General features: G+C 57.9%; 15 protein-coding genes, 2 tRNA genes and 3 rRNA genes. 11 read left to right on the plus strand and 9 right to left on the minus strand.

Going from position 1 to position 23,080, the window contains the following annotated elements; translation table 11 throughout:
* Together ssuD and msuE are read right to left on the minus strand one after the other, a co-directional pair.
* Positions 1 to 1,140: an FMNH2-dependent alkanesulfonate monooxygenase gene (ssuD, locus tag ACZ445_RS09670; protein WP_058426926.1), complete on the minus strand. Its 1,140-nt coding sequence runs from the start codon at positions 1,138 to 1,140 to the stop codon at positions 1 to 3.
* A gap of 9 nt (positions 1,141 to 1,149) precedes the next feature.
* Complete coding sequence (msuE, locus tag ACZ445_RS09675) at positions 1,150 to 1,713, minus strand: FMN reductase (RefSeq protein WP_058426944.1); 564 nt, start codon at positions 1,711 to 1,713, stop codon at positions 1,150 to 1,152.
* 401 nt (positions 1,714 to 2,114) lie between these two features.
* Here msuE and ACZ445_RS09680 point away from each other — a divergent pair, with 401 nt between their 5' ends.
* The 3 genes from ACZ445_RS09680 to ACZ445_RS09690 all read left to right on the plus strand — a co-directional run bounded on the left by ACZ445_RS09680 (position 2,115) and on the right by ACZ445_RS09690 (position 5,636).
* Entirely contained in the window at positions 2,115 to 2,384 is a 270-nt protein-coding gene (locus tag ACZ445_RS09680; protein WP_058426925.1) for a hypothetical protein, read from the plus strand.
* Positions 2,385 to 2,617: 233 nt separating this feature from the next.
* Positions 2,618 to 3,778, plus strand: a complete 1,161-nt coding sequence (locus tag ACZ445_RS09685; RefSeq protein WP_058426924.1) for a cysteine desulfurase family protein — start codon at positions 2,618 to 2,620, stop codon at positions 3,776 to 3,778.
* 49 nt (positions 3,779 to 3,827) lie between these two features.
* On the plus strand, positions 3,828 to 5,636 hold the full coding sequence (locus ACZ445_RS09690) for an aminopeptidase P family protein (protein ID WP_464708235.1): 1,809 nt from the start codon (positions 3,828 to 3,830) through the stop codon (positions 5,634 to 5,636).
* Between the two features lie 155 nt (positions 5,637 to 5,791).
* Here ACZ445_RS09690 and ACZ445_RS09695 read toward each other — a convergent pair whose 3' ends face one another.
* From ACZ445_RS09695 to rhtA, 4 genes are all read right to left on the minus strand, one after another.
* The gene (locus tag ACZ445_RS09695; RefSeq protein WP_464705083.1) at positions 5,792 to 6,382 is read right to left on the minus strand and encodes a DsbA family protein; all 591 of its coding nucleotides are present in this window, start codon (positions 6,380 to 6,382) and stop codon (positions 5,792 to 5,794) included.
* Between the two features lie 36 nt (positions 6,383 to 6,418).
* On the minus strand, positions 6,419 to 7,150 hold the full coding sequence (locus tag ACZ445_RS09700; protein WP_058426921.1) for an SDR family oxidoreductase: 732 nt from the start codon (positions 7,148 to 7,150) through the stop codon (positions 6,419 to 6,421).
* A 97-nt stretch (positions 7,151 to 7,247) separates the two neighbouring features.
* A complete protein-coding gene (locus tag ACZ445_RS09705) occupies positions 7,248 to 7,529 on the minus strand; it encodes a hypothetical protein (RefSeq protein WP_058426920.1) in 282 nt (93 codons plus the stop codon).
* Between the two features lie 164 nt (positions 7,530 to 7,693).
* Complete coding sequence (rhtA, locus tag ACZ445_RS09710) at positions 7,694 to 8,581, minus strand: threonine/homoserine exporter RhtA (protein ID WP_058426919.1); 888 nt, start codon at positions 8,579 to 8,581, stop codon at positions 7,694 to 7,696.
* A gap of 698 nt (positions 8,582 to 9,279) precedes the next feature.
* Here rhtA and ACZ445_RS09715 point away from each other — a divergent pair.
* The 6 genes from ACZ445_RS09715 to mrdA all read left to right on the plus strand — a co-directional run bounded on the left by ACZ445_RS09715 (position 9,280) and on the right by mrdA (position 16,604).
* Positions 9,280 to 10,816: ribosomal RNA gene (locus ACZ445_RS09715) — 16S ribosomal RNA — on the plus strand.
* 83 nt (positions 10,817 to 10,899) lie between these two features.
* Positions 10,900 to 10,976, plus strand: a tRNA-Ile gene (locus tag ACZ445_RS09720).
* A gap of 30 nt (positions 10,977 to 11,006) precedes the next feature.
* A tRNA-Ala gene (locus ACZ445_RS09725) sits at positions 11,007 to 11,082 on the plus strand.
* Between the two features lie 249 nt (positions 11,083 to 11,331).
* Positions 11,332 to 14,223: ribosomal RNA gene (locus tag ACZ445_RS09730) — 23S ribosomal RNA — on the plus strand.
* A gap of 156 nt (positions 14,224 to 14,379) precedes the next feature.
* Positions 14,380 to 14,495 (plus strand): 5S ribosomal RNA (rrf, locus tag ACZ445_RS09735).
* The 16S, 23S and 5S rRNA genes sit together here with 2 tRNA genes alongside, the layout of an rRNA operon.
* 216 nt (positions 14,496 to 14,711) lie before the next feature.
* The gene (gene mrdA / locus ACZ445_RS09740) at positions 14,712 to 16,604 is read left to right on the plus strand and encodes a penicillin-binding protein 2 (protein ID WP_058426860.1); all 1,893 of its coding nucleotides are present in this window, start codon (positions 14,712 to 14,714) and stop codon (positions 16,602 to 16,604) included.
* On the opposite strand, the gene ACZ445_RS09745 is transcribed toward mrdA, so the two are convergent.
* The gene (locus tag ACZ445_RS09745; RefSeq protein WP_058426859.1) at positions 16,605 to 17,006 is read right to left on the minus strand and encodes a GFA family protein; all 402 of its coding nucleotides are present in this window, start codon (positions 17,004 to 17,006) and stop codon (positions 16,605 to 16,607) included. It abuts the gene before it with no gap.
* Positions 17,007 to 17,103: 97 nt separating this feature from the next.
* Here ACZ445_RS09745 and ACZ445_RS09750 point away from each other — a divergent pair, with 97 nt between their 5' ends.
* Complete coding sequence (locus ACZ445_RS09750; RefSeq protein WP_058426858.1) at positions 17,104 to 17,571, plus strand: SRPBCC family protein; 468 nt, start codon at positions 17,104 to 17,106, stop codon at positions 17,569 to 17,571.
* A gap of 44 nt (positions 17,572 to 17,615) precedes the next feature.
* On the opposite strand, the gene ACZ445_RS09755 is transcribed toward ACZ445_RS09750, so the two are convergent.
* Positions 17,616 to 18,203: a hypothetical protein gene (locus ACZ445_RS09755; RefSeq protein ID WP_058426857.1), complete on the minus strand. Its 588-nt coding sequence runs from the start codon at positions 18,201 to 18,203 to the stop codon at positions 17,616 to 17,618.
* 87 nt (positions 18,204 to 18,290) lie between these two features.
* Complete coding sequence (locus ACZ445_RS09760) at positions 18,291 to 20,501, minus strand: TonB-dependent receptor (protein WP_464708236.1); 2,211 nt, start codon at positions 20,499 to 20,501, stop codon at positions 18,291 to 18,293.
* Positions 20,502 to 20,699: 198 nt separating this feature from the next.
* Here ACZ445_RS09760 and ACZ445_RS09765 point away from each other — a divergent pair, with 198 nt between their 5' ends.
* Positions 20,700 to 23,057, plus strand: coding sequence for a DNA polymerase II (locus ACZ445_RS09765; protein ID WP_464708237.1), 2,358 nt, complete (start codon positions 20,700 to 20,702; stop codon positions 23,055 to 23,057).
* The last annotated feature ends 23 nt before the right edge of the window (positions 23,058 to 23,080 follow it).

Consider the following 23,080-nt stretch of genomic DNA (forward strand, 5'->3'; position numbering starts at 1 on the left):
TCAAGCTCTGGTCGGCAACACATCGTTGGCAATCATTTCGCCAAACGGTCCCGTGAGGTTGGTGATGCCGTGCCCGGCAAGGCTGGCGTAGGGTTCCGGCAGCAACGGGAACACCAGCTCGGCGAAGCGATAGGCTTCTTCCAGGTGCGGGTAGCCGGAGAAAATGAAACTCTCGATCCCCAGGTCCGCGTATTCCTTGATGCGTTCGGCCACTTGTTGCGGGTTGCCCACCAGCGCGGTACCGGCCCCGCCACGCACCAGGCCGACGCCGGCCCACAGGTTGGGGGCGATTTCCAGGTTGTCACGGCGCCCGTCGTGCAGGGCGGCCATGCGGCGCTGGCCTTCGGAATCAAAGCGCGAAAAGGATTTTTGCGCGGCCGCGATGGTTTCGTCGCTGATGTGCTCGATCAACGTGTCCGCGGCTTTCCAGGCGTCTTCTTCGGTCTCGCGCACGATCACATGCAGGCGGATGCCGAACTTCACGGTGCGCCCGTGGCGTGCGGCGCGCTCACGTACATCCGCGAGTTTTTCCGCAACGGCGGCGGGAGGTTCGCCCCAGGTCAGGTATACGTCCACCTGCTCGGCGGCGAGGTCGTGGGCGGCGTCGGAGGATCCACCGAAGTACAGCGGCGGGTAAGGCTTCTGCACCGGCGGGTAAAGGGCCTTGGCGTTCTGCACGCGCAGGTGTTTGCCTTCGAAATCTACCGATTCGCCCTGCAACACGCGACGCCAGATGCGTAGGAATTCGTCGGAGACTTCGTAGCGTTCGGCGTGGTCGAGAAAGCTACCGTCGCCACGGTTTTCGTCGGGGTCGCCGCCGGTCACCACGTTGATCAGCAGGCGGCCATTGGACAGGCGATCGAGGGTCGCCGCCATGCGCGCCGAGACAGTCGGCGAAATGATGCCCGGGCGAATTGCCACCAGGTAACGCAGGCGTTCGGTCAGCGGCACCAGCGCTGAGGCGATGACCCAGGAGTCTTCGCACGAGCGTCCGGTAGGAATCAGCACGCCGTGGTAGCCCAGGCTGTCAGCCGCCTGGGCGACTTGTTTCAGATAATTGAGGGTGACCGGCCGTGCACCTTGGGTGGTGCCCAGGTAGTGACCGTCGCCGTGTGTGGGCAGAAACCAGAAAACATCCATGACCAATCCTTAAGCGATTTTCAGCAGAGAGGGGGAGTGCGCGGCGAACAAAGGCGCTGCGCGTTCTGCCGCCAGTTGAATACGGGCTTTCAGCAATTCGCTGGTTATCTGGTAGTCGGTGAAGTCGGCTTCGGTGGCGTACACACCGATCGGCAGGGTCAGTGCCTGGAAGAAGCTGAACAGCGGACGCAGCTGGTGGTCGAGGACCAGTGCGTGGCGTTCACTGCCGCCGGTTGCCGCCAGAAGCACGGGGGTATTGATCAATGCATTGAGGCCGACCAGATCGAACAGGTGCTTGAGCAGGCCCGGGTAGGAGCCGCGATAGACCGGCGCGGCGACGATCAGCAGGTCGGCCTGTTCGATGGCCAACAGCTGCGCTTCGACTTCTGCCGGCAGTTCATCACGGGACAGCGCACCGCCCAGCGGCCGGGCGATATCCCCCAGCTCGATCAAGGTGGCCTGGATCGGCAGCAAGGTTGCCAACTCAGCCAGCACCGCCTGGGTCAACACCAGGGTACGGGACGGGCGCCAGGTTCCGCCGGAGAGGGCAACGACATTCAGGGGACGGGTCATGAACAGTTCCTTTTTCAACAGTGGTTCATAGCAGGTGGAGTGCAACCGCTTGAGCAAGAGCTGTACCAACGGGTGCAGGCCTTGATTAACGTGGGTTGCAGGCTCACTGCTGAAAAATGCCGGTGTTGGCTGCCTGGTGATTTGTTGATTGGCTGTTGCCAGGGCAACAGTTGCGTGGGCAACAGTGCCAGGGCGATGTAGGACCCGTTATAGAGGGTTGTATTTATTCCGTAAATGAACGTATTTCCATATTTATAGATCATAAAGAAATATAAAAGGCACTGCTATCGAAGGTGCCTTGGCGGTTGATAGCAACTATCAAGGCAGGTGATTTTTCACCGTGAAAGGGCGGGAGTAGCCTGTGTTCATTGACTCGAAACCTCCTTTGCAGGGCCACCGCCATGAACCGATTCCTCGTTGTTTCCTTATTGATTGTCAGCTCAGTCCTTGCCGGATGTGCGACCCATCCTTCGCCTGAATTGCGTCCCTACACTGCGGAAGAAACCAAACAGTTGGCCCTGGAAGCATTGAGCCGTCGTGGTTTGTCGTTTGACGAATACCAACAGCAGCGCGCCGCGCTGACCGGCCAGCCGCAGAAACCCTTCGGCTTTGATCTCCAAGGCGAAATGAACGCCGAACGCAGCGTGACCCTGCATGGTCGCCCCAGTTGAACCCGCGCCCAGCGGCAAAAAGCCCGAGGTTATCCACAAGGATCCTCGGGCTTTTTGTTTTCCATCGGGCGACTTCAGCCTGTTAAGCTGAATTTCAGGAGCGTTCCTACGCACATTTGCATAAAGTGGTCCTTCTTTAATGGCATGTGATCGGTTAAACCTGACGACCTCTGTCCCGGTCCGTGCCCCTGAGACGCTGCTCTCGGGAACCTGCTCTGCGAGTTTCTAACGTCATGAATAAACGTCCGTTGTATTTCGACTACGCCGCCACCACCCCCGTGGATGAACGGGTCATCCAGGTGATGGTCGAGTGTCTGGGCTTCAACGCCAATTTCGGTAACCCCGCGTCCAGTTCCCATGCGTTCGGCCAGGCGGCCCGGCAAACGGTCGAACAGGCGCGTCGCCAGGTGGCCGAGCTGGTCGGGGCCAACCCGGACCAAATCGTCTGGACCTCCGGCGCCACCGAATCCAACAACCTTGCGATCAAAGGCGTGGCCCAGGCGCGGGGCGTGGCGGGTGGGCATATCATTACCAGCCAGATCGAACACAAGGCCACCCTGGATACCGCGCGACAATTGCAGGAAGCCGGCGTGGCCGTGACCTACCTGGTGCCGGACGCCGATGGCTTGATCAGCGCCGAGGCCGTCAGCGAAGCCTTGCGTGAAGACACCTTCCTGGTGTCGTTGATGCTGGTGAACAACGAGCTGGGCACCCTCAACGATATCCCCGCCATCGGTGCCCGCGTGCGTGAACACGGCGCGTTGTTACATGTGGATGCGGCGCAAGGGGCGGGCAAGGTGGCGATCGACCTGGCACAGTGGCCTGTGGATCTGATGTCGTTTTCCGCGCACAAACTGTATGGCCCCAAAGGTATCGGTGCTTTGTATGTCGGGCCTCGGGCACAGCAGAAAGTCCTGGCGCAGATTCACGGCGGCGGCCACGAAGGTGGCTTGCGTTCCGGTACCCTGGCGACCCATCAGATTGCCGGCATGGGCACCGCGTTCGCCTTGGCGGCGGCGTCTTTCGCTGAAGAAAAGGCGGTGATCGTGGCTCTGCGCCAGCGCCTGCTTGACCAGTTGGATTCGGTGGCTGGTGTGCGCCTCAATGGCAGCGCTACACAGCGTATTCCACATACCCTGAGCCTCACGTTCAGTGAAGGCGAATTCAACGCCGCTGCGTTGAGTGCGGGGATCGCGTTTTCTGCGACCTCGGCCTGCAATTCGGCGAGCAATGCACCGTCCCATGTGCTGCTCGCCCTGGGCCATGATGCACGCAGCGCCAGCCGCACCATCCGCTTGAGCCTCGGCCGGTTTACCACCGAGCAGGATATCGACCAGGCGGTACAACTGATCAAGGCGGCCCTCGCCAGTGCACCGGCGTTCTGGGCGGTCTGATTCATCTATCGCAACACATAATAATTATTCGTGGTTAGCAGGAGACACAATGAGTACGCAGCCCTTGACCCATGGAACGGTTCCCCAGCGCCTGGCGCATACCCGTGAACTGATGAGCCGCGAGGGCATTCACGCCCTGCTGGTGCCGTCGGCCGACCCGCACTTGTCCGAGTATTTGCCGGGTTACTGGCAGGGGCGGCAATGGCTGTCGGGGTTTCATGGCTCCGTGGGAACGCTGATTGTCACTGCGGATTTCGCCGGTGTGTGGGCCGATAGCCGTTACTGGGAACAGGCGACCAAGGAACTCAAGGGCAGTGGCATCGAATTGGTGAAGCTGCAGCCGGGCCAACCCGGCCCGCTGGAGTGGTTGGCCGAACAAACGCCGGAAGGTGGCGTGGTGGCGGTGGATGGTGCGGTCATGGCCGTGGCTTCGGCGCGTACCCTGGGCGGTAAGCTGGCGGAGCGCGGCGCGAGCTTGCGTACCGATATCGACCTGCTCGATGAAGTCTGGCAAGACCGTCCGGCATTGCCGAACCAGCCGATCTATCAACACCTGCCACCGCAGGCGACTGTCAGCCGTACTGAAAAACTCGCTTCGCTGCGTGCTGCCTTGCAAGAGAAGGGCGCCGACTGGCATTTCATCGCGACCCTGGATGACATTGCCTGGCTGTTCAACCTGCGTGGTGGTGACGTTTCGTTCAACCCGGTGTTTGTGTCCTTCGCGTTGATCAATCAACAACAGGCCACGCTGTTTGTGGCGCTGAGCAAAGTCGACGCCGAGTTGCGGGCTGTGCTGGAGCAGGATGGCGTGACCCTGCGCGACTACAGCGAGGTGGCGGATGCATTGCGCGCGGTGCCGGCGGGCGCCAGTTTGCAGGTCGACCCGGCGCGCGTTACCGCGGGTTTGCTGGAGAATCTCGATGCCGGCGTCAAGCTGGTCGAAGGCCTCAACCCGACCACATTGGCCAAGTCCCGCAAGAGCCTGGCCGACGCGGAACATATCCGCCAAGCCATGGAACAGGATGGCGCAGCGCTGTGTGAATTCTTCGCCTGGCTGGACAGCGCGCTGGGCCGTGAACGTATCACCGAGTTGACCATCGACGAACACCTGACCGCTGCGCGCACCCGCCGCCCTGGTTATGTGTCGTTGAGTTTCAACACCATTGCGGCCTACAACGCCAATGGCGCGATGCCGCATTACCACGCCACTGAAGAAGAACACGCATTGATCGAAGGCGATGGCCTGCTGCTGATCGATTCGGGTGGCCAATACCTGGGCGGCACGACGGACATTACGCGGATGGTGCCGATCGGCACGCCGAGTGACGAGCAGAAGCGTGACTGTACCCGGGTGCTCAAGGGCGTTATTGCCTTGTCCCGTGCCCACTTTCCGAAAGGGATCCTGTCGCCTCTGCTGGATGCGATTGCCCGCGCGCCGATCTGGGCGGAAAGCGTGGACTACGGTCACGGTACTGGCCACGGTGTAGGTTATTTCCTCAATGTGCATGAAGGTCCGCAAGTGATTGCCTATCAGGCTGCCACGGCTCCGCAAACAGCGATGCAACCGGGGATGATCACCTCCATTGAACCGGGGACTTACCGTCCGGGCCGTTGGGGCGTGCGTATCGAGAACCTGGTGTTGAACCGTGAAGCGGGCAAGACCGAGTTCGGTGAGTTTCTCAAGTTCGAAACCCTGACGTTATGCCCGATCGACACGCGCTGCCTGGAGCCATCGTTGCTCACGGCAGACGAGCGTGAGTGGTTCAACGCTTACCACGCCGAGGTGCGCACGCGTTTGAGCCCATTGCTCAATGGTGCCGCGCTGGAGTGGTTGCAGGTGCGCACCGCCGCTATCTGATTACCTGCAAGGCGGGGCTTGCCAGGGCGCCGGCTATTATAGTCGACGTACACCTCATCGAAAGACGGGGTATAGCCTTCATCTCGACTGGTAGAGTCGATTGCCGCTTGCGCTATGTTTGCAAGCGGCGCATTAGCGCTTTTGGCCGTCAAGCTCTAACTCAGTGCTTCGCGTACAAACTCCAGACGGTCCTGGCCGAAGAACAGCTGGTTGCCTACGAACATACTGGGGGCACCGAACACGCCGCGTTTCACGGCCTGTTCGGTGGTATCCCTCAGGGCAGCCTTTACGCTTTCGTCATTGGCCAGGGCCATGACTTCATCGGGGGCAAACCCGTTTTCGGTGAGTACGGCAGCCACGACGGTGGGGTCTCCCAGGTGATGGCCTTCGACCCAAAGGGCCTGGAACAGGCAATCAACGAAGTCCAGGAAACGTTCAGGCTGGTGCAATTGGATGCCAGTGACCGTTCGCATCAACATCAGCGTATTGATGGGGAAGTGCGGATTGAACCGGAGCGGTACGTTGTAGCGTCGAGCGTAGCGCGCCAGGTCATCAAACATGTAGTGACCTTTTGCGGGAACGGTGATTGGAGAGGCGTTACCGGTGGCCTTGAACACACCGCCCAATAGCATGGGCTTATAAACCAGCTGTGTAGCCGTTTCTGCGCATAACGCGGGTAGTTGGGTGTAGGCCAGGTAGGTGGCGGGGCTGCCCAAGTCAAAGAAGAATTCCAGGGTTTTACTCATGGTCGTTGCTCGCTGCTTATTGTTATAGGGGCGTGTTTACCAGGGTTCATTCCAGGGGCGCAGGTCCAGTTCAAACGTCCAGGCGTCGCGTGGCTGGCTGTGCAGGTACCAATAGTTATCGGCGATATGCTCGGGGTTGAGTATGCCGTCCTGGTCCTTGAGTGCGTATTTTTGCGGGAAATTGTCGCGAATGAAGTCGGTGTCGATGGCGCCATCGATCACGACATGGGCGACATGGATGTTCCTGGGACCTAGTTCCCGCGCCATGCTTTGCGCGAGCGCCCGAATCCCATGCTTGGCCCCGGCGAAGGCGGCAAAACCTGCGCCGCCGCGCAATCCGGCGGTCGCGCCGGTGAACAGGATGGTGCCTCGATTGCGCGTAACCATGCGCTTGGCTACTTCGCGTGCGTTCAGGAAGCCGGAGAAGCAGGCCATCTCCCAGATCTTGAAATACTTGCGCGCTGTTTCTTCCAGGATACTGCACGGCACATTGGCGCCGATATTGAACACAAAGGCTTCAATCGGGCCCAGCTCAGTTTCGATCTGTTCGATCAGCGCTATAACGTCTTCTTCTTTACGCGCATCACAGGCAAACCCGTGGGCTTCGCCGCCAGCTGCGTGAATACTGTCCACCAGCGGCTGCAACTTATCGGCGCTGCGACGGGTGACGCAGGCCACGTAGCCTTCGCGGGCGAAGCGTCTGGCAATGGCGCCGCCGGTTGCATCACCGGCACCCACTACCAATACGATTTTTTTATTGTGTGTCATGGCAACTCCGTTGGCTCGATGGTCGAGCAGGAGTTTAGACGCCGTATCGCGAAGGGCCGGATTTGATAGGAGCAGTCAGAGATGACTGCTCATTCGATTACTTACAGATGACGATCATACTGCGGCTGGTGTATCCGGCAGGGTTGAGGCCGAAGGGGTAGTCCCCAGGTTCCTCGGAATTGTCACCGGACTTTGCGATTACTCGGTAGCCCTTGGCGCCACAGGAGTTGGTCGCACTGGTGTAGCACTGCTCCCAGGAAGAGGACAGGCCGGAACAGTTGATATGCAGCCCTTTTTTGCCACGTTTCACTTCTGTCTTGGTGGTCGCGGCACAACCAGCAACGGCCATGACCATTAACAGTATCAAAATTCGCTTCATTCCTATCCTTAATAGCCGCCTTGCAATGCCAGAGGCCGGCTCTACTCGCTCTCGGGTGTAGCGTTCGCGCTGTCCTTGTCGAAGTTCTCCATGAATGACATTCGTTTGCGGCCTAAACATGGCCTAAATGTGCGGCAAATACCAGAGCTACATTCAAACAGACTTCAATCCGAGGCAACCAAAGGCTTTGGCTCACTGCGCATCGTCACCGTGGCACCTACGGAGGCCAGAATGATGCAAGTGATTGCCAGCCACTGCGCGAATGACAAGTGCTCGTGCAGGAATAACAGGCCGGAGAGCGCGCCAAAAGCAGGCTCGATGCTCATAAGAGTGCCGAAGGTGCGGGCAGGGAGGCGCGTCAGTGCAACCATTTCCAAGGTGTAGGGCAGGGCGGTGGACAGAATGGCGACGCCGATGGCGATCGGGATCAGTGCGGGAGTCAGCAATGCGCTGCCTGCGTGAACGATGCCGATAGGCGCAACAAACAATGCGGCGATCATCACCCCAAGGGCGGCGGTCTGGACCCCGTTGTCATTCCCTGCTTTCTGGCCATATAGAATGTAGAGCGCCCAGCACACGCCTGCTCCCAGCGCGTAGGCTGCCCCCAGCAAGTCGATGCCGCTGCTGGCCTCGCCCATCGGGATCAACAAGAGAAGGCCGATGATGGCGAGGGCAATCCACAGGAAGTCGACCGCGCGCCGAGAGGCGTAGATCGCCACCGCGAGGGGGCCGGTGAACTCCAGGGCGACCGCAATCCCCAGGGGCACGCTGCGCAATGACATATAGAAGAGAAAGTTCATGCCACCCAACGCCATCCCGTAGACGATGACGGTGCGTAAGGACTTGGAGGTCAGCTTGGCGCGCCACGGGCGCAACAGCAGCAGCATGATCACGCTGGCGAAAATCAGGCGCAGGGTCGTGGTGCCTTGTGCGCCAACGATAGGGAACATGCTCTTGGCCAGCGAGGCGCCGGACTGAATGGAGGCCATGGCGATCAACAGCAGGCCGACAGGGAACAACGTCGAGGCCAGGCTGCGGGGGGAGGTGGTCATTGGGGTATTCGTCCGAAGTCATATATAGAGAAGCAAGGGCGCTATGATGCTCAACTGTTTGGTGATGAGCAATATATTGCTCATTTATCCTTTTTTAATGCGTTATACAAGGCGAATTTGGAGCGTTTCAGGTTCTTTGATAGAAAAAGCAAATTAAGGGTTGACGGCAGATTCTGGAAGTCTATAATTCGCCCCACTTCCGGCGCAGTCGAAACGTAAAACTCCTTGGTAAACAAAGAGTTACGCACGATTCGACAGCGACTTGCTTCAGTTCATCGAAGCCCAGAAGGAGTTGGTAGAGCAGTGTTGTGTGGCTCTATTAACGTTTCGATCCTCTCGGTCGAAAGCGGAGAAAAAGAGGTGTTGACAGCGGCGTGTAACGCTGTAGAATTCGCCTCCCGCTAACGAGAGATCGGAAGCGCAAGTGGTTGAAGTTGTTGAAGAAATCTTCGAAAACTTCTGAAAATAATCACTTGACAGCAAATGAGGCTGCTGTAGAATGCGCGCCTCGGTTGAGACGAAAGATCTTAACCAACCGCTCTTTAACAACTGAATCAAGCAATTCGTGTGGGTGCTTGTGGAGTCAGACTGATAGTCAGCAAGATTATCAGCATCACAAGTTACTCCGCGAGAAATCAAAGATGTAACCAACGATTGCTGAGCCAAGTTTAGGGTTTCTTAAAAACCCAAAGATGTTTGAACTGAAGAGTTTGATCATGGCTCAGATTGAACGCTGGCGGCAGGCCTAACACATGCAAGTCGAGCGGTAGAGAGAAGCTTGCTTCTCTTGAGAGCGGCGGACGGGTGAGTAATGCCTAGGAATCTGCCTGGTAGTGGGGGATAACGTTCGGAAACGAACGCTAATACCGCATACGTCCTACGGGAGAAAGCAGGGGACCTTCGGGCCTTGCGCTATCAGATGAGCCTAGGTCGGATTAGCTAGTTGGTGAGGTAATGGCTCACCAAGGCGACGATCCGTAACTGGTCTGAGAGGATGATCAGTCACACTGGAACTGAGACACGGTCCAGACTCCTACGGGAGGCAGCAGTGGGGAATATTGGACAATGGGCGAAAGCCTGATCCAGCCATGCCGCGTGTGTGAAGAAGGTCTTCGGATTGTAAAGCACTTTAAGTTGGGAGGAAGGGCAGTTACCTAATACGTGATTGTTTTGACGTTACCGACAGAATAAGCACCGGCTAACTCTGTGCCAGCAGCCGCGGTAATACAGAGGGTGCAAGCGTTAATCGGAATTACTGGGCGTAAAGCGCGCGTAGGTGGTTTGTTAAGTTGGATGTGAAATCCCCGGGCTCAACCTGGGAACTGCATTCAAAACTGACTGACTAGAGTATGGTAGAGGGTGGTGGAATTTCCTGTGTAGCGGTGAAATGCGTAGATATAGGAAGGAACACCAGTGGCGAAGGCGACCACCTGGACTAATACTGACACTGAGGTGCGAAAGCGTGGGGAGCAAACAGGATTAGATACCCTGGTAGTCCACGCCGTAAACGATGTCAACTAGCCGTTGGAAGCCTTGAGCTTTTAGTGGCGCAGCTAACGCATTAAGTTGACCGCCTGGGGAGTACGGCCGCAAGGTTAAAACTCAAATGAATTGACGGGGGCCCGCACAAGCGGTGGAGCATGTGGTTTAATTCGAAGCAACGCGAAGAACCTTACCAGGCCTTGACATCCAATGAACTTTCTAGAGATAGATTGGTGCCTTCGGGAACATTGAGACAGGTGCTGCATGGCTGTCGTCAGCTCGTGTCGTGAGATGTTGGGTTAAGTCCCGTAACGAGCGCAACCCTTGTCCTTAGTTACCAGCACGTAATGGTGGGCACTCTAAGGAGACTGCCGGTGACAAACCGGAGGAAGGTGGGGATGACGTCAAGTCATCATGGCCCTTACGGCCTGGGCTACACACGTGCTACAATGGTCGGTACAGAGGGTTGCCAAGCCGCGAGGTGGAGCTAATCCCATAAAACCGATCGTAGTCCGGATCGCAGTCTGCAACTCGACTGCGTGAAGTCGGAATCGCTAGTAATCGCGAATCAGAATGTCGCGGTGAATACGTTCCCGGGCCTTGTACACACCGCCCGTCACACCATGGGAGTGGGTTGCACCAGAAGTAGCTAGTCTAACCTTCGGGAGGACGGTTACCACGGTGTGATTCATGACTGGGGTGAAGTCGTAACAAGGTAGCCGTAGGGGAACCTGCGGCTGGATCACCTCCTTAATCGACGACATCAGCTGCTCCATAAGTTCCCACACGAATTGCTTGATTCATTGAAGAAGACGATAAAGAAGCAGCCCGAAATTGGGTCTGTAGCTCAGTTGGTTAGAGCGCACCCCTGATAAGGGTGAGGTCGGCAGTTCGAATCTGCCCAGACCCACCAATTTTGTGTGGGAAACGCCTGTAGAAATACGGGGCCATAGCTCAGCTGGGAGAGCGCCTGCCTTGCACGCAGGAGGTCAACGGTTCGATCCCGTTTGGCTCCACCACTACTGCTTCTGAAAGTTTTGAAAGCTTAGAAATGAGCATTCCATCAAGGCGATGGTGAATGTTGATTTCTAGTCTTTGATTAGATCGTTCTTTAAAAATTTGGGTATGTGATAGAAAGATAGACTGAACGTTACTTTCACTGGTAACGGATCAGGCTAAGGTAAAATTTGTGAGTTCTCTTAGTTGAGAAATTCGAATTTTCGGCGAATGTCGTCTTCACAGTATAACCAGATTGCTTGGGGTTATATGGTCAAGTGAAGAAGCGCATACGGTGGATGCCTTGGCAGTCAGAGGCGATGAAAGACGTGGTAGCCTGCGAAAAGCTTCGGGGAGTCGGCAAACAGACTTTGATCCGGAGATGTCTGAATGGGGGAACCCAGCCATCATAAGATGGTTATCTTGTACTGAATACATAGGTGCAAGAGGCGAACCAGGGGAACTGAAACATCTAAGTACCCTGAGGAAAAGAAATCAACCGAGATTCCCTTAGTAGTGGCGAGCGAACGGGGACTAGCCCTTAAGTGGCTTTGAGATTAGCGGAACGCTCTGGAAAGTGCGGCCATAGTGGGTGATAGCCCTGTACGCGAAAATCTCTTAGTCATGAAATCGAGTAGGACGGAGCACGAGAAACTTTGTCTGAATATGGGGGGACCATCCTCCAAGGCTAAATACTACTGACTGACCGATAGTGAACTAGTACCGTGAGGGAAAGGCGAAAAGAACCCCGGAGAGGGGAGTGAAATAGATCCTGAAACCGTATGCGTACAAGCAGTGGGAGCAGACTTTGTTCTGTGACTGCGTACCTTTTGTATAATGGGTCAGCGACTTATTTTCAGTGGCGAGCTTAACCGAATAGGGGAGGCGTAGCGAAAGCGAGTCTTAATAGGGCGTCTAGTCGCTGGGAATAGACCCGAAACCGGGCGATCTATCCATGGGCAGGTTGAAGGTTGGGTAACACTAACTGGAGGACCGAACCGACTACCGTTGAAAAGTTAGCGGATGACCTGTGGATCGGAGTGAAAGGCTAATCAAGCTCGGAGATAGCTGGTTCTCCTCGAAAGCTATTTAGGTAGCGCCTCATGTATCACTGTAGGGGGTAGAGCACTGTTTCGGCTAGGGGGTCATCCCGACTTACCAAACCGATGCAAACTCCGAATACCTACAAGTGCCGAGCATGGGAGACACACGGCGGGTGCTAACGTCCGTCGTGAAAAGGGAAACAACCCAGACCGTCAGCTAAGGTCCCAAAGTTATGGTTAAGTGGGAAACGATGTGGGAAGGCTTAGACAGCTAGGAGGTTGGCTTAGAAGCAGCCACCCTTTAAAGAAAGCGTAATAGCTCACTAGTCGAGTCGGCCTGCGCGGAAGATGTAACGGGGCTCAAACCATACACCGAAGCTACGGGTATCACGTAAGTGATGCGGTAGAGGAGCGTTCTGTAAGCCTGTGAAGGTGAGTTGAGAAGCTTGCTGGAGGTATCAGAAGTGCGAATGCTGACATGAGTAACGACAATGGGTGTGAAAAACACCCACGCCGAAAGACCAAGGTTTCCTGCGCAACGTTAATCGACGCAGGGTTAGTCGGTCCCTAAGGCGAGGCTGAAAAGCGTAGTCGATGGAAAACAGGTTAATATTCCTGTACTTCTGGTTATTGCGATGGAGGGACGGAGAAGGCTAGGCCAGCTTGGCGTTGGTTGTCCAAGTTTAAGGTGGTAGGCTGAGATCTTAGGTAAATCCGGGATCTTAAGGCCGAGAGCTGATGACGAGTTAACTTTTAGTTAACGAAGTGGTTGATGCCATGCTTCCAAGAAAAGCTTCTAAGCTTCAGGTAACCAGGAACCGTACCCCAAACCGACACAGGTGGTTGGGTAGAGAATACCAAGGCGCTTGAGAGAACTCGGGTGAAGGAACTAGGCAAAATGGCACCGTAACTTCGGGAGAAGGTGCGCCGGTGAGGGTGAAGGACTTGCTCCGTAAGCTCATGCCGGTCGAAGATACCAGGCCGCTGCGACTGTTTATTAAAAACACAGCACTCTGCAAACACGAAAGTGGACGTATAGGGTGTGACGCCTGCCCGGTGCCGGAAGGTTAATTGATGGGGTTAGCTAACGCGAAGCTCTTGATCGAAGCCCCGGTAAACGGCGGCCGTAACTATAACGGTCCTAAGGTAGCGAAATTCCTTGTCGGGTAAGTTCCGACCTGCACGAATGGCGTAACGATGGCGGCGCTGTCTCCACCCGAGACTCAGTGAAATTGAAATCGCTGTGAAGATGCAGTGTATCCGCGGCTAGACGGAAAGACCCCGTGAACCTTTACTATAGCTTTGCACTGGACTTTGAATTTGCTTGTGTAGGATAGGTGGGAGGCTTTGAAGCGTGGACGCCAGTTCGCGTGGAGCCATCCTTGAAATACCACCCTGGCAACTTTGAGGTTCTAACTCAGGTCCGTTATCCGGATCGAGGACAGTGTATGGTGGGTAGTTTGACTGGGGCGGTCTCCTCCTAAAGAGTAACGGAGGAGTACGAAGGTGCGCTCAGACCGGTCGGAAATCGGTCGTAGAGTATAAAGGCAAAAGCGCGCTTGACTGCGAGACAGACACGTCGAGCAGGTACGAAAGTAGGTCTTAGTGATCCGGTGGTTCTGTATGGAAGGGCCATCGCTCAACGGATAAAAGGTACTCCGGGGATAACAGGCTGATACCGCCCAAGAGTTCATATCGACGGCGGTGTTTGGCACCTCGATGTCGGCTCATCACATCCTGGGGCTGAAGCCGGTCCCAAGGGTATGGCTGTTCGCCATTTAAAGTGGTACGCGAGCTGGGTTTAGAACGTCGTGAGACAGTTCGGTCCCTATCTGCCGTGGACGTTTGAGATTTGAGAGGGGCTGCTCCTAGTACGAGAGGACCGGAGTGGACGAACCTCTGGTGTTCCGGTTGTCACGCCAGTGGCATTGCCGGGTAGCTATGTTCGGAATAGATAACCGCTGAAAGCATCTAAGCGGGAAACTAGCCTCAAGATGAGATCTCACTGGAACCTTGAGTTCCCTGAAGGGCCGTCGAAGACTACGACGTTGATAGGTTGGGTGTGTAAGCGCTGTGAGGCGTTGAGCTAACCAATACTAATTGCCCGTGAGGCTTGACCATATAACACCCAAGCAATTTGACTACTCTAACGAGCATCAGATTGCGGTGTGTGAAGACGAAAATGAACCGAAAGTTCGACGCTCACAAAGCACCGAAAGCTGTCACATACCCAATTTGCTGAAGCGAGGCTTAGGCCGCGACTCAGTACCCGAATTTCTTGACGACCATAGAGCATTGGAACCACCTGATCCCATCCCGAACTCAGTAGTGAAACGATGCATCGCCGATGGTAGTGTGGGGTTTCCCCATGTGAGAGTAGGTCATCGTCAAGATTAAATTCCAGAACCCCTGATTGCTAACGCAGTCAGGGGTTTTGTTTTGGGCGGTCGAAAAGCCAAGCGCTACTCGCTCCCGATAAATACCGTACCGTTGGGGAAATCGATGCAAAGTGTTTCTGCATTTTTGGTATGGTGCAGCACATTTTCACAGGGATTGATCTTTCATCCGCAGGACGCGGCGTCGACCTTCTTCAACGAGATGCTGTAGAAATGCCTGAACCGATACCCATCAAAGATCACGAAAAAGAAAACCGCCTGGTCAACAAGCGCCTGCTCGCCTGTGCGCTGCTGGTGATTGGCATTTCCTGCGCCCTGGTGGGACGCATGTACTTCCTGCAGGTCGTGCAGTTCGACTATCACTCCACGATTTCCGAAAACAACCGCGTCCACGTACTACCTATCACGCCGACGCGTGGGCTGATCTACGACCGCAATGGCGTCGTGTTGGCCGACAACCGCCCCAGCTATAACCTGACCATCACCCGTGAGCGCGCCACCGACCTCAAGGGGGAGCTGGACGCCATCGTCAGTTTGCTGCACCTGCCCGCCGAAGATCGTGCGGTGTTCGACAAGGCACTAAAGCAGGCGCGTCACCCGTTTGTCCCTGTGACATTGTTTTACGAGCTGACCGAAGAGCAGATCGCGCTGCTGGCGGTGAACGAATTCCGTCTGCCAGGGGTTGATGTAGAACCTCAGTTCGTTCGCCACTATCCCCTGGGCGCCCACTTTGCGCACTCCATCGGTTACGTGGGACGGATCAACGAGAAAGAGTCCAAAGCCCTCGATTCGGTGGAGTACCGTGGCACTCAGTCCATCGGCAAGACCGGTATCGAGCGCTTCTACGAATCCGAGCTGCATGGTCACGTGGGCTACGAAGAAGTCGAGACCAACGCCCAGGGCCGCGTGCTGCGTGTGCTCAAGCACACCGATCCGATCCCCGGCAAAAACATCGTACTCAGCCTCGACGTCCACCTTCAGGAAGCGGCGGAAGAAGCCTTGGGCGATCGTCGTGGCTCGGTGGTCGCCCTCGATCCGCAAACCGGCGAAGTACTGGCCATGGTCAGCAAACCGAGTTTCGACCCTAACTTGTTCGTCACCGGTATCAGCTTCAAGGAATATGCCGCGCTGCATGACTCTATCGACCGGCCACTGTTCAACCGCGTCCTGCGCGGGCTCTACGCGCCGGGCTCGACCATCAAGCCGGAAGTCGCCATCGCCGGCCTCGACAGCGGTGTGGTCACTGCACAGACCCGTGTGTTCGATCCCGGTTACTACCAACTGCCGGATTTCGATCACAAATACCGCAACTGGAACCACAGCGGCGACGGCTGGGTCGACATGGACGCCGCCATCATGCGCTCCAACGACACCTACTTTTACGACCTGGCCCACAAGCTGGGCATCGATCGCCTGCACGACTACCTGGCTGAGTTCGGCCTGGGTCAGAAAGTGTCGCTAGACATGTTTGAAGAGTCAGCCGGCTTGATGCCGTCCCAGGCCTGGAAGCGCGCCACTCGCCGCCAACCCTGGTTCCCGGGTGAGACGGTGATCCTCGGCATCGGCCAGGGCTACATGCAGGTCACACCGCTGCAACTGGCCCAAGCTACCGCGCTGATTGCCAACAAAGGCGTGTGGAACCGACCCCGTTTGGCCAAGACCATTAACGGCGTGCCACCGGTGGATGAAAACCCTATGCCCAATGTGGTCCTCAAGGATCCACGTGATTGGGAGCAGGTCAACCATGGCATGCAATTGGTGATGCACGACCCACGCGGCATCGCCCGTGCTGCCGCACAAGGCGCGCAATACCGCATCGCAGGCAAGAGCGGTACCGCACAGGTGGTCGCTATCAAGCAGGGCGAGCGTTATAACCGTGAAAAGACCCTGGAGCGCCACCGGGACAATGCGTTGTTCGTCGGCTTTGCGCCGGCCGAACACCCGAAAATCGTGATTTCGGTGATGATCGAAAACGGGGAAGCTGGCGGTCGCGTTGCTGGGCCGGTGGTGCGCCAGATCATGGACGCCTGGTTGCTCGACCAGGAAGGTCACTTGAAGCCGCAATATGCGACGCCCGCCAAAGCGCCTGGAGACCCGAAGGTTTAATCAGGCTTTCCACTCGTCCCATTGCTCTATGCCTTCATAGGCAAGCCAGGGCACATCATGGGCCGTCCAGATATGCGTGGTGGGCCTGACGCCCGGATCATCATCCAGCGTCGCCACCCGCACGATGAGGTGAGCTTGATGCCCACGCTCTGCCATCAGGTGCGAGCCGCAACGCGAGCAAAAATGCCTGAGCTTGCCCGGCGACGACTCGAAAGACGTCAGCAACTCCACGCCCTGGGTCCAGCGAAAGTGTTCGCGCATCACGCCGGCTGTCGCGACAAATGCCGCTGCATGCACCTTGCGGCAACTGTTGCAGTGGCAGTGGCTGATCGGCATGTCCAGACGCCTCACCTGGTATCGCACGCCCTTGCAGAAGCAACTTCCATTCAATAGTTCAGTCATAACGTAATTGCCGGTAAGGAAGGGGCCATCATCATTGCTTACAATCCTAGGTTGCGCATTGGTCGATGTCGCCTACTGTCAATGGAGGAGGTGACTTATGCACGTATTGGATCGAATCGAACGGAAAGTCCTGCTCAACGCTTCACGTAAACAGGTGTGGGAAGCCCTCACCGATGCCGAGCAATTCGGACGTTGGTTTGGAATCGCCCTCGAAGGCAAAGTTTTTGTTGCCGGAGAAACCATTGAGGCACCTATCACTTATCCGGGTTATGAACATGTGATCTGGAAGGCCAGGATCGAACGCATCCTGCCGCAAACGCTGTTCTCTTTTTGGTGGCACCCCTTCGCGGTCGAGGTGGGCGTCGACTACGATCAGGAACCCCCCACGCTGGTGGAATTCACCGTTGAAGACCGTGCACCGGGCATTCTGCTGCGGGTGGTCGAGTCCGGCTTTGACGCGGTGCCCGGAGCCCGTCGGCAGAAGGCCTTCAAGATGAACTCACGCGGGTGGGACGAGCAAATGGGCAACATCGAAAACCACCTGAGCCAAGCCCGCCAGGCTTGACCCCAGCGGGCATCATGCGTGATGCCCGCCTCTTTGCACCGTACTTAGCCTTCGTGAGCGGTGGTGATCTCCAGGGTGTCGGTAAATGTCACCAGGACACTCTGCCCGACTTTCAGGTCTTTGAGGCCGGCGCGAATCTCCGGCTTCTCCACATTCAACACCTTCGTCGCACCGGCAGGGTTCTCCAGGGTGACTTGGTTTTTCTTCAGGTCGATATGGGTAATCTTCAGTTGCACCTGCACCTGGCGGAAAGCTGCACCGCCGGGGTTGGGATTGTCGGCGGTGGCGCGGATCACGCCGGTTTTTTCGCTGGCATCCGGTGGGCTCCTGTCCACATCGGTGTCCAGCACCGCCGCAACCGAGTGAGTGGTCAGCACCTTGACCTGGTCACCGACCTTGAGGTTGCCCAGGTCCTTGGCGGCATCGGTGAGTTGCACATGCACTTCACGCCCCTCGGCACCGGCCAGCACCACCTGATGTTTAGCCGCATCGACGGCCAACACTTTTGTCGTGACTTCATCGGCTTCCAGGGATTTGGACAGTGGGATATCAGCGGCGTGAGCGACCAGGTTGCCGGCGGACAGAAGGGTGGCCAGGGCAATCGCCTGGCGCAGGGAACGGGATAGCTTCATTGAAGGGACTTCCATGTGAGAGGAGCCCTGAGTCTAGTGGTGAGTCAGCGATGCGCAAATTCGCTGGCTCACCTTGGTGTAACGCGTTTAGAAGTCCACAGTCGCCGACAACTTGGCAACACGCGGGTCGCCCTGGCTCAGGAAACCGCCCTGGGCCGATTCCCAGTACCTCGCGTTGGCGACGTTCTCCACGGTGGCGCCGAGGGTGACATCGCGCTGGGCCACCTGGAAGTTGTAGCGCGCGCCCATGTCGAAGCGGTTCCACGTCGGCAAGCTCAAGTTGTTGGCGGCGTCGGCGTACTGCCCGCCCGTGCGCAGCCAGCGGCCATTGAGGGTTACGCCTTGCAGGCCAGGCACATCCCAGTCCACATCGGCGTTAAGCTGGAACGAAGGCACGCCGATTGCGCGGTTACCGTCATTGGCGCCGTTTTGCGTGTCCTTGAGTTCGGTCTTCATCACCGTCACACCGCCCAGCAAACGCAGGCCACTGAGGGGTTCGCCGAAGACGTTCAGTTCTACGCCTTTGTTGATTTGCTGGCCTTCACGCACATAGCGCGCTGTAGTCGCATCGATGACCTGAACGTAGCCGGCCCCAGGCTGTTCGATACGGTATACACCCAGCGTCGCGCCATAGGTGCCCATGTCCACTTTCACACCCGCTTCGATTTGTCTGGAGCGAGCGGGCGCAAACGCCTGGCCGCCGCCGATGATCGTCCGGTTACCCGAGTTGACCGGCGACGTCGGGCCTTGCGCCAGGCCTTCGATGCGGTTGGCGTAGAAAGACACGTGTTGCCACGGTTTGAACACCAGGCCGTAGACTGGCGTGGTAATTGACTCGTCATAGTTTGAAGTGCGCGTACCGCTCATGTAGTTGTAAGCCTGTACCACCATCTGCTGGCGGCGCGCGCCCAGCGTGACCAACAGGCGGTCATCGAAGAAGCCCAGGGTGTCGGACACCGCTGCGCTGCGCACGAATGTTTTGCCTGTAATGGTCGGGTCACTGAAATCAGTGCCTGGCGTATTGCGCGGGTTGTTCAGGGTGGGCGGAGCGCCGGTCACAGGGTCGTAGATATTGGTTCGGGTAGCCGTCGACGAGGCGTTGAACACATAGGCATTGCGTGCTTGAGTCCAGATACCGGCCAGGCCAAAGTTGAGTCGATGGCTCACAGGGCCGCTCTGGAAACTGCCGTTCAACCCGCCCATTAAGCTGCGGTTATCTTCTTCGTGGGCGATGGTCGAGCGGCTTGCCAGGGCATTGCCGCTGTTGTCAGTCAGCGTGACCGACGAGTAGCGTCCCATTTCCCGGGTGTGCTTGGCACCGCCTGCCGCATAGGCCGTCCAGTTTTCGTTCAGGTCATACTCGGCGCGCAACATGCCCAGGGTGTCTTCGAGGTTGGTGCTGCTCCAGCTCGGCGCGTAGTTGGTGTCGGCGGACGGCGCATCTGGCAAATGGGTGGCCGTGCCCAGGAATACCGAGTTGCGCCCGCCATTGATGCGCTGCTTCTGATACACAAAGTCACTCGACAGGCGCAACGCGTCGCCGCGGTAGTCCAGGCCGACGGCGAACAGCTTGGAACGCTGGCTTTCATCATCGATGCCGGTATCGCCTTCGCGCTGGGACAGGTTCACGCGTGCACCAAACTGGTTGTCCTCGCCGAAGCGCTGGCCAATATCCAGATGCTCGCCCACCCGGCCGTCACTGTTGATATCGGTGCTGAAACGACGCAGTGGCAGTTCATCGGCGCGCTTGGGTTGCAGGTTCACACCGCCGCCAATCCCCGAGCCGGTCGGTGTCACACCATTGATGAAAGCATTCGGCCCCTTGAACACTTCCACACGCTCCAGGGCGTCGGTGGACATAATCTGACGCGGCAGGATGCCGTACAGGCCGTTGAAGGACATGTCGTCACCGGCGAGCGGCAGGCCTCGGATCATGAACGTCTGTGCCTGGTTGGCATAGCCAGACGCCTGGCGCACCGACGAATCATTGAGCAGTACATCGCCGATCGTTTCGGCCTGCCGGTCGCGAATCAATTTCTCGGTATAGGAGGACATGCTGAACGGCACGTCCATGATGTCCTGGTTACCCAGCACCCCCAACTGAGCGCCACGTGCCACCTGGCCGCCAGCGTATACCGGGGGCAGGGCGCCTGGCGCAGGGGCGTCGGCGCTGATAGTGGTGGCGCCCAGTTCCAGCGTGCCGGTTTCCTGGCTGGCGTGAGCCGAAAGGCTCAGGGAACAGCACAGGGCGAGCAGGGTGGGGCGATACGACACAGCGAATGGAGTACGAGCGGGCATGGTCGATCCTGACGGTGAACCGTCAATGGTGAGGGAAAGGGCAACGATGGTTGCGCTTCCTCACTGCGCCGATACGACTCCTGCGCAAATGATATTAATTATTATTAACGTCGTGCAACAATTTTGTGTGATTAAGGTCTGCGCGCATCGATGCCGAGTAGAATCACGCCCTGAAAACGATTCCTGAGGTGCGGTACGGTGGATTTACAGCAGGGTTTTGTCCTGACCCGGCATTGGCGCGATACCCCGGCGGGCACGGAGGTCAGTTTCTGGCTGGCCACCGACCAGGGCCCGAGGTTTATCCGTCTCCCCGTGCAGACCTCGGTGATGTTTATCCCCGAAGCCCATCGCAAGCCCCTGGATTGGCTGCTCAAGGGCGAGCGCGATATCGAACTGCGGCCGTTGCAGTTGTGCGATTTCCATCATCGTCCGGTCCTGGGCCTGTATACCCGCCAGCACCGCCAGGCCATGGACGTGGAAAAACGCCTGCGTGCTGCGGGCGTCGACGTGTACGAGGGCGACGTGCGCCCACCCGAGCGCTACATGATGGAGCGCTTCATCACCGCGCCGGTGTGGTTCGGCGGCACCCCCGACGCTACCGGCGCACTCTGCGAGGCGCAGATGAAACCCGCGCCCGATTACCGCCCACCGCTGAAGCTGGTGTCCCTCGATATCGAGACCACCGCCCAGGGCGACCTCTACTCCATCGCCCTCGAAGGCTGCGGCGAACGCCAGGTGTACATGCTCGGCCCGCCGAACAAAACCGATGCGGTGGACTTCAAGCTCGACTACTGCGACACCCGCGCGCAACTGCTCGAACGTCTCAACGCATGGCTCGCCGAGCACGACCCCGACGCGATCATCGGCTGGAACCTGGTGCAATTCGATCTGCGTGTGCTCCACGAACATGCCCAGCGCCTCAACGTGCCGCTGATGCTCGGGCGTGGCGACGAGCCGATGGCCTGGCGCGAACACGGCAGCCGCAACCACTACTTCGCGGCGGCAGCGGGACGGTTGATCATCGATGGCATCGAAGCCCTGCGCTCGGCTACGTGGAGCTTCGAATCCTTCAGTCTGGAAAACGTCGCGCAAACCCTGCTCGGCGAGGGCAAGGACATCTCCACGCCGTACCAGCGCATGGACGAAATCAACCGCATGTTCGCCGAGGACAAACCTGCCCTGGCGCGTTACAACCTCAAGGACTGCGAGTTGGTCACGCGGATTTTCGCCAAGACCGAACTGCTCAAGTTCCTGCTCGAACGCGCCAGCGTCACCGGCTTGCCGGCCGACCGCAACGGCGGCTCCGTCGCCGCATTCACCCATTTGTACCTGCCGTTGATGCACCGCCAGGGCTTCGTCGCGCCGAACCTGGGCGACAAGCCACCCCAGGCCAGCCCCGGCGGCTTCGTCATGGACTCACGCCCCGGCCTCTACGAATCGGTGCTGGTGCTCGATTACAAAAGCCTCTACCCGTCGATCATCCGCAGCTTCCTGATCGACCCGGTCGGCCTGATCGAAGGCCTCAAGTACCCCGACGACAGCGCATCGGTGGAAGGCTTTCGCGGCGCACGGTTTTCCCGCACCCGACATTGCTTGCCGTCCATCGTCGCACGGGTCTCCGAAGGTCGCGAAGTGGCCAAGCGTGAACATAACGCGCCGCTGTCCCAGGCTTTGAAAATCATCATGAACGCCTTCTACGGTGTACTCGGCTCCAGCGGTTGCCGGTTCTTCGATACACGCCTGGCGTCGTCGATCACGATGCGTGGGCACCAGATCATGCGCCAGACCCGCCAACTGGTCGAAGCCCAAGGCTACGAGGTGATCTACGGCGACACCGACTCCACCTTCGTCTGGCTCGGCAAGGCGCATAGCCAAGCGGATGCCGGGCGTATCGGCCAGGCGTTGGTCCAGCACGTCAACGACTGGTGGCGCGAGCATCTGCGCACTGAGTTCGGCCTGCAAAGCGCCCTGGAGCTGCAATACGAAACCCATTTCACGCGCTTCCTCATGCCGACCATCCGTGGCGCGGAGGAGGGCAGCAAAAAGCGCTACGCTGGCCTGGTGGTGCACAGCGATGGCAGCGAGGACATGGTCTACAAGGGGCTGGAAACCGTACGCAGCGACTGGTCGCCCCTGGCCCGCCGTTTCCAGCAGGAACTCTACCAGCGCATCTTCCATCGCCAGCCGCACCAGGACTACATCCGCGACTACGTGCGCCGCACCCTGAGCGGCGAGTTCGATGAGTTGCTGATCTACCGCAAACGCCTGCGTCGCCGGCTGGACGACTACGAACGCAACGTGCCGCCCCATGTGCGCGCCGCGCGCCTGGCCGATGAGTACAACGACCGCCTGAACCGTCCGCGCCAGTACCAGCGCGGCGGCTGGATCAGCTACGTGATCAGCGTCAACGGCCCCGAGCCGTTGGAGGTGCGACAAGCGTCCATCGATTACGATCACTACGTCACCCGGCAATTGCAGCCGGTGGCCGATGCGATCCTGCCGTTTGTGAATGACGATTTCAGCACCTTGGTCGGCGGGCAAATGGGCCTGTTTTAAAACGCTTGATTCGTCCGCGTGCG

It is taken from the genome of Pseudomonas allii (genome assembly GCF_055380095.1).

Coding starts and splice junctions, on each gene's coding strand:
- ssuD (WP_058426926.1), bottom strand. CDS start 1,140: ATGGATGTTTTCTGGTTTCTGCCCACACACGGCGACGGTCACTACCTG.
- msuE (WP_058426944.1), bottom strand. CDS start 1,713: ATGACCCGTCCCCTGAATGTCGTTGCCCTCTCCGGCGGAACCTGGCGC.
- ACZ445_RS09680 (WP_058426925.1), top strand. CDS start 2,115: ATGAACCGATTCCTCGTTGTTTCCTTATTGATTGTCAGCTCAGTCCTT.
- ACZ445_RS09685 (WP_058426924.1), top strand. CDS start 2,618: ATGAATAAACGTCCGTTGTATTTCGACTACGCCGCCACCACCCCCGTG.
- ACZ445_RS09690 (WP_464708235.1), top strand. CDS start 3,828: ATGAGTACGCAGCCCTTGACCCATGGAACGGTTCCCCAGCGCCTGGCG.
- ACZ445_RS09695 (WP_464705083.1), bottom strand. CDS start 6,382: ATGAGTAAAACCCTGGAATTCTTCTTTGACTTGGGCAGCCCCGCCACC.
- ACZ445_RS09700 (WP_058426921.1), bottom strand. CDS start 7,150: ATGACACACAATAAAAAAATCGTATTGGTAGTGGGTGCCGGTGATGCA.
- ACZ445_RS09705 (WP_058426920.1), bottom strand. CDS start 7,529: ATGAAGCGAATTTTGATACTGTTAATGGTCATGGCCGTTGCTGGTTGT.
- rhtA (WP_058426919.1), bottom strand. CDS start 8,581: ATGACCACCTCCCCCCGCAGCCTGGCCTCGACGTTGTTCCCTGTCGGC.
- mrdA (WP_058426860.1), top strand. CDS start 14,712: ATGCCTGAACCGATACCCATCAAAGATCACGAAAAAGAAAACCGCCTG.
- ACZ445_RS09745 (WP_058426859.1), bottom strand. CDS start 17,006: ATGACTGAACTATTGAATGGAAGTTGCTTCTGCAAGGGCGTGCGATAC.
- ACZ445_RS09750 (WP_058426858.1), top strand. CDS start 17,104: ATGCACGTATTGGATCGAATCGAACGGAAAGTCCTGCTCAACGCTTCA.
- ACZ445_RS09755 (WP_058426857.1), bottom strand. CDS start 18,203: ATGAAGCTATCCCGTTCCCTGCGCCAGGCGATTGCCCTGGCCACCCTT.
- ACZ445_RS09760 (WP_464708236.1), bottom strand. CDS start 20,501: ATGCCCGCTCGTACTCCATTCGCTGTGTCGTATCGCCCCACCCTGCTC.